This is a genomic window from Tumebacillus algifaecis (genome assembly GCF_002243515.1).
Classification (GTDB): domain Bacteria; phylum Bacillota; class Bacilli; order Tumebacillales; family Tumebacillaceae; genus Tumebacillus_A; species Tumebacillus_A algifaecis.
Window position 1 is genome coordinate 3,973,011 of the sequence record NZ_CP022657.1, and the last position, 12,750, is coordinate 3,985,760.

At 56.7% G+C, this 12,750-nt stretch carries 11 protein-coding genes; 1 reads left to right on the forward strand and 10 read right to left on the reverse strand.

Annotated features, from left to right (window positions below):
* Nucleotides 1-39: 39 nt before the first annotated feature.
* The 10 genes from CIG75_RS17570 to CIG75_RS17615 all read right to left on the reverse strand — a co-directional run bounded on the left by CIG75_RS17570 (nt 40) and on the right by CIG75_RS17615 (nt 12,283).
* A complete protein-coding gene (locus CIG75_RS17570; protein ID WP_094237825.1) occupies nt 40-1,227 on the reverse strand; it encodes an ABC transporter permease in 1,188 nt (395 codons plus the stop codon).
* A complete protein-coding gene (locus tag CIG75_RS17575; protein WP_094237826.1) occupies nt 1,224-1,928 on the reverse strand; it encodes an ABC transporter ATP-binding protein in 705 nt (234 codons plus the stop codon). The genes CIG75_RS17570 and CIG75_RS17575 overlap by 4 nt, the downstream gene beginning before the upstream one ends.
* On the reverse strand, nt 1,925-2,974 hold the full coding sequence (locus CIG75_RS17580) for an efflux RND transporter periplasmic adaptor subunit (protein ID WP_094237827.1): 1,050 nt from the start codon (nt 2,972-2,974) through the stop codon (nt 1,925-1,927). Before CIG75_RS17580 ends, CIG75_RS17575 begins: the two co-directional genes overlap by 4 nt.
* A 2-nt stretch (nt 2,975-2,976) precedes the next feature.
* Nucleotides 2,977-3,633 (reverse strand): YIP1 family protein, encoded by a 657-nt coding sequence (locus CIG75_RS17585; RefSeq protein WP_094237828.1) that lies wholly within the window; start codon nt 3,631-3,633, stop codon nt 2,977-2,979.
* 173 nt (nt 3,634-3,806) lie between these two features.
* Entirely contained in the window at nt 3,807-5,195 is a 1,389-nt protein-coding gene (gene argH, locus CIG75_RS17590) for an argininosuccinate lyase (RefSeq protein ID WP_094237829.1), read from the reverse strand.
* Nucleotides 5,196-5,207: 12 nt separating this feature from the next.
* Nucleotides 5,208-6,401, reverse strand: a complete 1,194-nt coding sequence (locus CIG75_RS17595) for an argininosuccinate synthase (RefSeq protein WP_094237830.1) — start codon at nt 6,399-6,401, stop codon at nt 5,208-5,210.
* 33 nt (nt 6,402-6,434) lie between these two features.
* The gene (gene argF, locus CIG75_RS17600; protein WP_094237831.1) at nt 6,435-7,397 is read right to left on the reverse strand and encodes an ornithine carbamoyltransferase; all 963 of its coding nucleotides are present in this window, start codon (nt 7,395-7,397) and stop codon (nt 6,435-6,437) included.
* The gene (gene carB / locus CIG75_RS17605; RefSeq protein ID WP_227874274.1) at nt 7,375-10,653 is read right to left on the reverse strand and encodes a carbamoyl-phosphate synthase large subunit; all 3,279 of its coding nucleotides are present in this window, start codon (nt 10,651-10,653) and stop codon (nt 7,375-7,377) included. Before carB ends, argF begins: the two co-directional genes overlap by 23 nt.
* A complete protein-coding gene (locus tag CIG75_RS17610) occupies nt 10,637-11,725 on the reverse strand; it encodes a carbamoyl phosphate synthase small subunit (protein ID WP_094237833.1) in 1,089 nt (362 codons plus the stop codon). Before CIG75_RS17610 ends, carB begins: the two co-directional genes overlap by 17 nt.
* Nucleotides 11,726-12,067: 342 nt before the next feature.
* Nucleotides 12,068-12,283 carry a hypothetical protein gene (locus CIG75_RS17615; RefSeq protein WP_094237834.1) on the reverse strand — a complete coding sequence of 72 codons (216 nt, stop codon included), beginning with the start codon at nt 12,281-12,283 and terminating at the stop codon, nt 12,068-12,070.
* Nucleotides 12,284-12,501: 218 nt separating this feature from the next.
* On the opposite strand from CIG75_RS17615, the gene CIG75_RS17620 reads away from it, so the two are divergent.
* Complete coding sequence (locus CIG75_RS17620; RefSeq protein ID WP_094237835.1) at nt 12,502-12,720, forward strand: hypothetical protein; 219 nt, start codon at nt 12,502-12,504, stop codon at nt 12,718-12,720.
* Nucleotides 12,721-12,750: the final 30 nt, after the last annotated feature.

Sequence of the window (12,750 nt, forward strand, 5' to 3'; positions counted from 1 at the left end):
GAGCTTTATAAAAAGCTCAAGGGTTGGTGTTGTCGTCGATCACTCATACCGCAACGATTCAATCGGTTGCATCCGTGCTGCTTTATTTGCTGGGTACAGACCAAAGAAGATTCCGACTGCGGCGGAGAATGCAAACGCCAGCAAAATCGTCCCCCACGAGACGAGGAACGGCCATCCGGTCGCGAGGGAGAAGATCCCTGCTGCGAACAGGCCGAGCAAGGTGCCGATCAGTCCGCCGAAGAAGCAGAGGATCACCGCTTCCACCAAAAACTGGCGCATGATCATCCCTGGCGTGGCACCGATCGCTTTGCGAATACCGATCTCACGGGTGCGCTCAGTCACGGAGACGAGCATGATGTTCATCACACCGATCCCGCCGACCAGAAGCGAGATGCCCGCAATCGATCCGATGATCGTCTGCATGACATTAAAAGCTGACTTGACCGCCTCTTGCGTCTCTTCACCCGTTTGCGCGATGTAGTTGGCAACCGCTGTGTTGTGACGCTTGGCGAGCAGTTTTTTCACCGCTTTGACCTGTTCGCGCACCAGCGTTTCGTCCTTTTCCACCGCTTTAGCCTGAATGTATTGGACATCCCGCACATCGCCCGCTCCCGGCAAGGCGCCGATCGGCAGGAAAGCATTGTACACTTTCCCACCCAGACCTGAGAGCAGTGATTCTTCCGGTTTGTACACACCGACGATGCGGTAGATGCTGCTGTTCAAGGTCACTTTCTTGTTCATCGCGGCGGCGGCCGAACCGAATACCTCTTCCGCATACTTCGCTTCAACGACCAGCGACTTCTGGCGCGAACGCTCCTCGCCTGAGCTGAAAAAGCGGCCCGCCACCATCTTCAAATTGTTGATTTTCGGATAGTCGGCATGCGTGCCGTTGAGCATGAAGTTGACCGTATCTTTGCCCTTTTTCGACTCGGCGGGAAGGGTCAGCAGCCCGACCACCGCGTCGATGCCCTTGAGACGCTTGATCTGCTCGACATCATCGACCGTCAAGCCGCCCGTCTCCCCTTGGCTTTGCGGGATGACGAGGAACGAACCTTCCGCCACTTGCCCGAGTTCACTGACCAGCGACGATTTGCCCGCCTGACCGATCGACACGACGGCGATGACCGCCGCCACCCCGACCACGATCCCGATGATCGTGAGGAACGAGCGCATTTTGTTGACCCGCACATTTTCCAGTGCCAACAGGATGCTCTCCCATAGATTCATGCTCGCACCTCCTCAACGGCGCACTGCTCGTTGCGCACATCTTCGCGGATCACTCCGTCGCCAAAACGCAGGACGCGCTTGGCATGTTCGGCGATGTCCGCTTCATGCGTGACAAGAATCACTGTCGCCCCTTCGTCATTGATCTGACGGAACAGGTGCATGATGTCGAGCGAGGACTTGGAGTCGAGGTTCCCCGTCGGCTCGTCGGCCAGCAGGATCGGCGGATTCATCGCCAGCGAGCGGGCGATCGCGACGCGCTGTTTTTGCCCGCCGGACAGCTCGTTGGGACGATGGTCGAGGCGGTCGGCCAAGCCGACTTTGGACAAAAGTTCCTTTGCCCGCTCGGTGCGTTCCGCTTTCGGCACACCGCCATAGAGCATCGGCAGCTCGACATTTTTCAAAATGGTCTGACGGGGCAACAGGTTGAAGCTTTGGAAGACGAACCCGATCTTTTGGTTGCGCACAATCGCCAGTTCATCTTCGGTCAAGCTCTGCACTTCTTCCCCATCCAACACATAGCGGCCCGAGCTTGGGATGTCGAGACAGCCGAGCAGGTTCATCAAAGTAGATTTGCCGGAGCCGGACGGACCCATGATCGCGACAAATTCCCCCTTGTCGATGAACAGGTCGGTCGGATGGAGCGCCTGCACTTCCAGTCCGCCTTGGTCGTAGGTTTTGGAAATGCCGTTCAGGGTGATCATTGCACCTTCACCTTTTTACCTGCGCGCAGACCTTCCGGCACGGAGGCGATGATCTCCTCGCCCGCCGTCAGCCCTTCGAGGATCTCGACATGCGTGTCATCCTCTTTGCCCGTCTTGACTTCGACGGCGACCGATTTGCCATTTTCGATGCGGAAGACGAGCGCCTTCTCCCCTTCGCGCTTGATCGCTTCTGGCGGCACCAACGGGTGCTTTTGCGTTTCGGTCAGCGTGACCTCCACCGTCGCGTTGTAGCCAGGGCGCAGTTCGGGTGCTGAGTTGTCCAAGGTGACGAGCATCTCCACCGATGGGTCTTTGGCTGCCGGGTTGGACAGGCTGGCCGTCGGCGCGAGGTAGCTGACGATGCCGCTGTAGGTGTTGTCGGCAAACGCATCGCCGCTCACCGTGACGGTCAGGTCCTGTTTCACCTTGCCCGCATCGAGCTCCCCGATCTGCGCGCGCACTTGCAGCGCATCGAGGTTGGCGGTGACGAGCGCCGGAGCGCCTTCCATCACGATCTGTCCGGCTTTGATGTCCAAGTGGGTGACCACGCCGTCTTTCGCCGCAGTGACTGTGGCCGAGGCGATTTTTTTCTGCACCGCCTGCACTGCCAGATCTGCATTTTCAATCTTCATATCATACAGGGTAAAGTCGATCTCCTGTTTTGGCACCAGCGGGTTGGCGTTCGCCGCATCCTGTTGTTTGCGGGCCGCCTCCCGCTCCGCCTGAGCGATCTTCAGGTTGTTTTGCTCCATGCGGAGTTGCTGTTGCAAGTCCTCGACGCGCAAGGTGTAGAGGGTCTGCCCTTTTTTCACCGCATCTCCCGCTCGGACCTCCACTTTGTCCACGACGCCACTTGCCGGAGCAAAGTAGTTCTGCACATCGGCCGACTCCAACTGCCCGCTGGCGAAAACAGTTTCGGAGATCGCACCTTCTTCCGCTTGCGTAACGCTCACATCGATCGTTTTGTTCAAGCTATAGATGTTCATCCCGGCGACACCCGCTACCGACAAAGCGAGCACCGCGCCCCAGATCACTTTTTTATTCATACTTATGCTGCCTTCGATCCGATCAGCGTCAGGAAGGTAACGATCGTCCAGCCGATGACGATCCAGAGCGCAACCGAACCACGGCTTTTGCGCGTCATGACCGCGGTGCCGATGATCATCAACGCCAAGCTCCAGAGGCTGAACGGGTTGATGATTTGGGCGATCACGAACGCCATCGACGATTTATCAGAGACGAACGCACCTGCGCTCAACGACACATCGTACAACGAGGTAGCGCCAGTTGCATAGGCGATGATCCCCGTCAAAACAATACCGATGACCGACGGAATGTAGGAGTAGAGCGCCACTTTCGACAGTTGCATGTAGGTAGCTTCCCCGCGAACGAACAAGTTGACGAGCAAGAGGAGCAAACCGCCCAAGAACATCGTAACGATGACGCCTAGCGTTCCGCTGAAATAGGTGATGAACTTGCCACTTGCGAGCGCCACATCTTTGATTTCATCCGGAATCGGCTGGCCTTGCTCAGCCTGCTTGTTAAATTCCTGTTCGATCGTGCCCATGATCGCATCGTTTTGCAGCCACAGCGCGAACACCGACAGCACCATCAGCAAAATCAGGGTGAGCACCCAGCCACCTTTGCCACGCAAGCGCTCAAACGCTGCTGTAGGTTGCGTCAATACCCCAAAAAAGTTCCCCATGTTGTACACCCTTTCCTACTGGTATTTGATAGATTAGAACTACTTCCTTGCTAGTTTACCAGATTCTAACTGGTAAATCTGTGAGGATTTTTCAGAATTACTTATGGTAGTACGAATCAAGTGATGAAAAGGTTCACATTTTGGCGAAAAAAAAAAGAAAACCCGGGAAGTTGTTACACTTCACGGGTTTGTGTGGCCAGCCACTCTTGTTGCAAGTGCAGTTGATGCTCGACACTCTTCGTGCCGGTGCCGCCCAGCGAGTTGCGCGCTTCCACGACGTTGACCACATCGATCGCTTGGTAGAGATCTTCTGCAAACAGCGTGGAGAAGCTTTGATATTCGGCAAATGTGAGCTCGGGGAGGTACTTCCCTTCCGCGATGCAAAACAGCACGATCTTGCCGATCACCTCATGCGCCTGTCGGAACGGAAGCCCTTTGCGGACCAGATAGTCGGCGAGGTCGGTGGCGACGGAGAAGTCTTGCTTGACCGCCTTCTCCGTATTTTCGCGGCGCACTTCCATCGTTTCGATCATGCCTGCAAAGAGGATCAACGAGGTCTTGAGCGTGTCCACGGTGTCGAACATCCCTTCTTTGTCCTCTTGCAGGTCTTTGTTATAGGCGAGGGGCAAGCCCTTCAGCACGGTCAGCAAGGAAAACAAATGCCCGTAGACGCGGCCCGTCTTGCCGCGAATCAGTTCGGCGACGTCCGGGTTCTTTTTCTGCGGCATGATCGAGGAACCGGTGCAGTACGCATCATCCAGTTCGACAAAGCCGAACTCGGTCGAGGACCACAAGACTAGCTCTTCACAAAAACGGGACAGGTGCATCATCACGATCGAGGCGGCCGACAAAAATTCCAAGATGAAGTCGCGGTCGCTGACAGCGTCCATCGAGTTCTCATAGATCCGGCCAAAACCAAGTTCGGCTGCGACCATTTCCCGATCGATCGGGAAGGTCGTCCCGGCCAATGCCCCCGCCCCGAGCGGCATGGTGTCGATCCGCTTCAGCGCATCTTGCAGACGCTCCACATCGCGGCGGAACATGCCCACATAGGCGAGAAAATGCTGAGCCAGCAACACCGGTTGCGCCCGTTGCAGATGGGTGTAGCCAGGGATGATCACATCGAGATTTTGCTCCGCTTTTTCGACGAGCACGGCGATCAGTTCGGTGAGCAGTCCAGCCAGCACGCCCGCCTCTTCTTTCAAATAGAGGTGCATGTCGAGCGCCACTTGGTCGTTGCGGGAGCGGCCCGTGTGCAATTTTCCGCCGACGGGGCCAATCTCTTCGATCAGGTGTTTTTCGAGGTTCATGTGCACATCCTCATCCTTGATCGAAAAAGCCAGTTCGCCGATCGCCCATTTTTCTTGGAGTTTCAACAGCCCTGCGCGGATGGTGTCCGCATCGGCCTGCGGAATGATTCCGCAGGCACCGAGCATTTTGACATGCGCGAGGGAGCCTTTGATGTCCTGTGCGGCGAGGCGCTGGTCGAACGAAATCGATGCGGTGAATTCTTCGACAAGTTCATTGGTCGGTTTGGTGAAGCGTCCGCCCCATAGTTTCATGTTCGTGCCCCCCTACTTGCTTTGATTGACTTTGGAGTAAACTTTGGTCGGCAAGCCCCAGAGCTTGATGAAGCCTTTTGCCGCATTGTGGTCGAACGCATCGTCTGGCGAGTAGGTCGCAAGGTCGAGGTCGTAGAGCGACTGCTCAGACTTTCTGCCCACCGGTTGATAGGTGCCTTTGTGCAGTTTGACGCGCACAGTTCCGGTGACGGTCGCTTGCGTTTCTTCGATGAACGCGTCGAGCGCCTTTTTCAGCGGCGAGAACCAGAGGCCGTTATACACGAGTTCGGTGTATTTCAGTTCGAGCTGCGGTTTGAAGTGTGCCACTTCGCGCGGCAGGGTGATCGTCTCCAACTCGCGGTGTGCGGCGATCAGGATCAGCGCGCCCGGTGCTTCGTACACTTCGCGGGACTTGATGCCGATCAAGCGGTTTTCGACATGGTCGATACGGCCGACGCCGTGTGCGCCGCCCAGTTTGTTCAACTGCTCGATCAGTTCTACCAGTCCGAGCGCTTGGCCGTTCAGCGAGACGGGAACCCCTTTTTCAAAACCGATCTCCACATATTCTGGCGTGTTCGGCGCATCCTGAGCGTTTACTGTCCACTCGAATGCCGCTTCCGGCGCTTCGGCCCACGGATCTTCGAGCACGCCGCATTCACAGGAACGGCCCCACAGGTTGGCATCGACGGAGAACGGGTTTTCTTTGGTAATCGGGATCGGAATGTTGTGCTGTTTGGCATATTCGATCTCTTCGTCGCGCGACCAGCCCCATTCGCGCACCGGAGCTACGATTTCCAAGTTCGGGTTGAGCGCGGTGACAGAGACGTCGAAGCGCACTTGGTCGTTGCCTTTGCCTGTGCAGCCGTGAGCGACTGCTACTGCGCCTTCTTGCTCCGCATATTCGACCATCAGCTGCGAGATCAGCGGACGGGACAGCGCCGCGGAAAGCGGGTATTTATGTTCGTACAGCGCGTTCGCTTTCAAAGACGGCAGAATGAATTCTTTGGCAAACAGCTCGCGAGCGTCGATCATGTAGGACTTGGAAGCGCCGACTTGGAGCGCTTTGTTTTTGACAAATTCGAGGTCTTTGCCTTCCCCGACATCGGCAGAAACGGCGATGACTTCATAGCCTTGTTCGTTCAACCAGGTGATGGCAACCGAGGTGTCGAGGCCGCCGGAGTACGCGAGGATCAATTTTTTCTTCATGAGTGATTTCCCCTTTTTAAGATGATAGGTAGGTTAGGCCATCGTGGCCACGATGATCGCTTTTTGTACGTGCAGGCGGTTTTCCGCTTCGTCGAAGATGACCGAATTCGGGCCGTCGATCACTTCTGCCGTCACCTCTTCGCCGCGATGCGCGGGCAGGCAGTGCATGAACAGGTAGTCCGGCTTGGCATGGGCGACCAGTTCTTGGTTGACCTGATAGGCGGCAAAATGCTGTTCGCGCAGCTTTTGCTCCTCTTCCTGACCCATCGAGGCCCAAACGTCGGTGTAGATCATGTCGGTGTCGGTCACAGCCGCAACCGGGTCGTGCGTCAAGAGCAGTTCGGTGCCGTGCTCGGCGGCGAGTTTTTGCGCCTGCTCGACGACCTGCGGGTCGCATTCATAGCCCTGCGGAGTGGCGATTCGCAGATTGATGCCAAATTTCGGCGCTGCGATCAGCCAAGAGTTGGCCATGTTGTTACCGTCTCCGATGTAGGTGACGGTCAGGCCCTGCACCTTGCCTTTTTTCTCCCAAAGGGTGAGCACGTCGGCCAGCACTTGGCACGGGTGATGCAGATCGGTCAGACCGTTGATCACAGGCACAGTGGCATAGTGAGCGAATTCGATCACGCTTTCATGTCCGAACGTGCGGATCATGACGCCGTCCAGATAGCGGGACAGCACGCGCGCCGTGTCGGGAAGCGGCTCGCCGCGGCCGATCTGCGTATCGCGGCCGGAGAGGAACATCGCTTGCCCACCCAGTTGGTTCATCGCCACTTCGAACGAGACCCGAGTGCGGGTGGACGCTTTTTCAAAAATCATGCCGAGCGTTTTTCCAGCCAGCGGGCGGTAGGGTACGCCCGCTTTGTGTTTCTGTTTCAATTCGATCGACAGGTCGAGCAGTTGTTGCAGCTCTGCGGCCGAAAAATCGGCAAAATCGAGAAAATCACGCCCCTGCAAATCGTGCACAGGCAAATTAGGAAGCGGAATGGCTGCCATGTGAAATCCCTCCTTGAGAGTCTAGTGCGTACGGTCTAAAGTGCGAGCCCGCTTGCAGTGACAACAGCCATGCTGTAGCTGTGTCGAGCGAAGTCAGGCAGGGTATTTTCATTTCCACAGTGAAGCGGCGGATCAGGCAACCGAGTCGCTTCGGGTCGTTGCCGATCGTCGGCAGGTTCAGCACAAGGTTGATCTTGCCCGATTTGAGCAGGTTCAGCACTTCGTCTTCTTCGCGGGAGACAGGATGTGCGGACAATCCCTGTTCCGACAAGAAGGCGGCAGTGTTTTCGGTCGCATACAGCGTCATCCCCTGCTCGGCCAGTTGTTGCAACAGCGGCAGCGCTTCTGCTTTTAAGCGGTCGGTGATCGACACCAGCACACCGCCTCCTGCGGGCAATGTCAGGCCGCTGCCGAGAAACGCTTTGCCCAGCGCTTCCGGATAGGTCAGACCAATCCCGAGCGCTTCTCCGGTCGATTTCATCTCCGGGCCGAGTTGGATGTCGAGCCCGGTCAGTTTGCCAAAGGAGAAGACTGGAGATTTGACAACCACGTGGTCCTTGGCCGGATACAGCCCGGTGCCGTAGCCGCAATCGACGAGCTTTTCACCGCACTGCACGCGGACGGCCAACTCGACCAGTGGCACACCCGTCACTTTGGACAGGATCGGCACGGTGCGCGACGCGCGCGGGTTGGCTTCCAACACGTAGACGGCGTCACTTACCAGCACAAACTGGATGTTGAGCAGGCCGATGATGCCAAGCGCCTTGGCGATCTGCTGGGTGTAGGTGACGAGCGTCTCGATCGTTTGCTCGCTCAGCCTCTGCGGCGGATATACCGCCATCGAGTCGCCAGAGTGGACACCTGCCCGCTCGATGTGCTCGAAGATGCCTGGGATGAGGACCGTTTCGCCGTCACAGACGGCATCCACTTCGACCTCTTGACCAGTCAGATACTGGTCGATCAGGATCGGATGGGCAGCTGAATGGCTCGCTGTGTCCTGCAACTCAGCAGTCGGCTGTGCGCTTTGTGCGCTCGCCGCTTGCTCGTGGTGACTGGCGTTGGCATACGTAAGTTTGGTGGCCTGTTCCATGTAGCGAACCAATTCGCTTTCGTCATACACGACCGCCATCCCCCGCCCGCCGATCACATAGGAGGGGCGCACCATCACGGGATAGCCGATCTGTGCGGCGACTTTTTTGGCCGTTTCGATGTCGTGTGCCGAACCGCCCACCGTCTGCGGAATGCTGAGTCCATCGAGCAGTTGGCGGAACGCTTCGCGGTCTTCCGCTTTGTCGATCGCATCGGTCGTCGTACCAGCTAAGGTCAGACCTTTCTGTTGCAACGGCTCAGCGAGATTGATCGCCGTCTGGCCGCCAAATTGGACGAACACGCGGTCAATCTGCTCGCGATGTGCCACTTCCAGCACATCTTCTGCCGTGAGTGGCTCAAAGAACAGGCGGTGTGCGGTGTCAAAATCGGTGGAGACCGTCTCAGGGTTGTTGTTGAGAATCACCGTCTCATAGCCGAGCTTTTCCAACGCCTTGACCGCATGCACCGAGCAGTAGTCAAACTCGATGCCCTGCCCGATCCGAATCGGGCCGGAGCCTAAGACCAGCGCTTTTTGCTTGTCGGTCGGCGGCAGGAATTCATCTTCGCCCCAGTAAGTTGAGTAAAAATACGGTGTGGTGGATACAAATTCAGCCGCACACGTATCGACCAACTGATAGGACGGATGGATCTTCCAGCTTTTGCGCAGTTCGAGCACTTCCTCTGGCGCGATGCCGGTCAGAGCGGCGATGCGTGCGTCGGAGAAGCCTTTTTGTTTATAGTGCGTGAGTTTTTCCGGCGTGAGCGGCACGCTTTTCATCTCGCGCTCCAATTCGACGAGCTGGTTGAGCTTTTGCAGGAACCACGCGTCCACGCCAGTCGCCGCTTGCAGGTCTTGCCACGATTGGCCGCGGCGAAGCGCTTCGGTCAATGCGAACAGGCGCAGATCGTCCGGCTCGGCAACCGCCGCCAACTCCCCTGTCCACTGCAGACCATCCGCACCGATTTCTAAGGAACGAACCGCTTTTTGCAGCGCTTCTTCGAAAGTGCGGCCAAGCGACATCACTTCGCCAGTCGCTTTCATCTGCGTGCCAAGCGTGCGGTTAGCGTGCGGAAACTTATCAAACGGCCAGCGCGGAATTTTCACCACGATGTAGTCGAGCGCCGGCTCGAAGCTGGCGAACGTCTTACCTGTGACCGGATTCACAATCTCGTGCAAATGTTGCCCGATCGCAATTTTCGCCGCAATCTTGGCGATCGGATACCCGGTCGCTTTCGACGCCAAAGCGGAGGAACGCGATACGCGCGGGTTGACCTCGATCACGCAGTAGCGCTCCGAGTGCGGGTCCAGCGCAAACTGAACGTTGCATCCGCCTTCGATCTTCAAGCCGCGAATGATGTCGAGCGAAGCGGTGCGCAACATCTGGTACTCGCGGTCGGTCAGCGTTTGCGACGGAGCGACGACGATCGAGTCTCCGGTGTGCACGCCGACCGGGTCGAGATTCTCCATGTTGCAGATCGTGATGCAAGTGTCGTTGCTGTCGCGCATCACTTCGTATTCGATCTCTTTCCAGCCCTTGATGCTGCGTTCGATCAGCACCTGCGAGATCGGCGACTGTTTCAGCCCGCGCAACAGAATCTCTTGAAAATCTTCAAACGTCTCTGCGATCCCGCCGCCTGTGCCGCCCAGCGTGAAGGCGGGGCGAATGATGACAGGCAGGCCGATCTCTTGCAGAAATGCATAGCCCTCTTCGAGCGTATGAACGATAGCACTCTCTGGGATCGGTTGGCTCAACTCTTCCATCAGATCTTTGAACAGCTGGCGATCTTCTGCCCGCTTGATCGAGTCGAGCGGAGTGCCGAGCAGTTGTACATCGTACTCGGCGAGCACGCCCGCTTCGGCCAACTCGACAGCGAGGTTGAGCGCCGTCTGGCCGCCGAGTGTTGCGAGCAGCCCCTGTGGACGTTCGCTCGCGATGATCGCGGTGATCATCGGCACGGTCAGCGGTTCGATGTAGATGCGGTCGGCCACCTCATGATCGGTCATGATCGTCGCCGGATTGGAATTGACAAGGATGACTTCACAGCCTTCCTCACGCAGCGCTTTGCAGGCTTGCGTTCCGGCGTAGTCGAACTCGGCAGCCTGCCCGATGACGATCGGGCCAGAGCCGATGACGAGGATTTTGGCGAGATTAGGTGAGGCTGACAAGTTGCGATCCCTTCCTTTCATTCATCCGCGCGAGAAAACGGTGGAACAATTCTTCCGCATCCTGCGGACCTGGGCACGCTTCCGGGTGAAACTGCACCGAGAAAGCCGGCCAGGTTTTATGTGCCACCCCTTCGATTGTGCCGTCGTTCACATGCTGATGCGTGACGAGCAGTTCGGCAGGCAAGCTCTCCGTTTGCACGCTGTAGCCATGGTTTTGCGAGGTGATCCAGACTTTGCCCGTCTGCAGATCCTGCACGGGATGGTTCGACCCGCGATGGCCGAAGCTCATCTTGGCTGTCTTGGCTCCAAAGGCCATCGCCAGCAATTGATGGCCGAGGCAGATGCCAAACAGCGGGTAAGTCTCTGCCAACTTTTTCACAAGCGGCAACACATCGGCACAGTCGGCCGGATCGCCCGGTCCGTTGGAAAGCATGATGCCGTCCGGATGCAGCGCGGCAATTTTTTCAAAAGAGGTATTGGCTGGCACCACGGTCACTTGGCAGCCCAGCCGCGCCAACGATTTGGCGATATTTCCTTTGGCACCGAAATCAACTAACACCACATGCAGGTCGCCCGCCGCGTTCACGCGATAGATCTCCTGGGTGCTGACCCGTTTGACGAGGTCGCGGGGCAACGCCGGAAATTCGAGTGCGCTCGCGGTGGCGAGACTTGCTTCTGACAATATATATCCTTTCAAACTGCCCTCTTCACGGATCGTTCGCACCAGTGCTCGCGTGTTGACGCCGATCAATCCGGTGATGCCGTGTTGAGTCAGATAGTCATGCAACGTTTGTTTGCTCCGAAAGTGGCTCGGGGAGTCACACGCCTCTCCTGTGACGAACCCGGTCAGCCACGGGCGCTTTGCTTCAAAATCCCCTTCGTTGATCCCATAATTCCCGATCAGTGGGTAGGTCATCGCCACGATCTGGCCAGCGTATGAAGGGTCGGTCAAAATCTCCTGATACCCGGTCATCCCCGTATGAAACACCACTTCTCCATATCCCTGAGCGGACGAGCCGATTAACTCGCCGCGAAACTGTCGTCCATTCTCCAAAACGAGAACACCTTTCATGCTGTCCTTACCTCCCCATGGGTTCGTCGTTGTCTTGTGTTATTATACATATTCATGCATGTTTATTCAAGAACTGATTTTGACCTTTTTTGAGGGGAGGGCAAGCACCCAATCGGGCGCGGGCTCATATCGTATATCAAGTCAAGCGAAAGGCGCGAGAGATTGGTGAGACGCGCACCCTGTCGTTCAGAGAGAGAGAAAAGAGAGGTGGCAACGGCACACGACGACAGCGTCGCGATAACATAGATGGTCCTGGCTGCAGACGGGGCCCCTTCCCTTTCGTATAAAAAGGGACGGATGCAGGAGAAACTCCCGCACCCGTCCCTTTTTTGTCATGGTCAGCTACCAGAAAAATCCGCCACCGACGAGCGGTCCGACTTGGCCCCAGACCCGCCAAAACACAAACCCGATGAAAAACAGCACGAGAAATGCTATCGCCCAGCCAAAATAGCCAAAGCCAGCTGCCATCCCCGGCCAATACCCTTGTGCCGCGCCGATCGGATAGGATCGTTCTGTTCCTCCTGCGCGGCCAAAGGGGAAAGAGACTTTTCCTGCCATCCCGTCTCCTCCTTTGTCTCCGTTCTGCTCGATTTTAGTCTATGCCGTGCCGTGACAAAACGTATAGACGATCGCCCGCTGCGCTCCATATAAACGTTTTCAGAAAAACTTTGAGCGAAAATAATTGCACTCTCTGGGAGGAGTCAATTTCACAATTGGAGAATTGTTATCTCACAAAAGAGAAATATAACCTGCACGCTGCGCGGAGGTGAACAGGGATGGACAGGGATGCGATCAACCGGATGCTGGAACAGTTGGATGATGATCCGGAACTTCATGTGCTACAAAAGCAACTTTCTTCCTTAGAAGAGCAGATCAAAACGGTCGTCTCCGAGGATGCTTGGGATCTGGTGCTGGAATGGGAAGCGCTGTGGGCACAGTATGTCACGATTTGTCTGGAAAAGCTGCACCGGACAAAAGGCACAGCAGAATTGTGATACAGACAAAAGAGAACGGTCGTCACATCA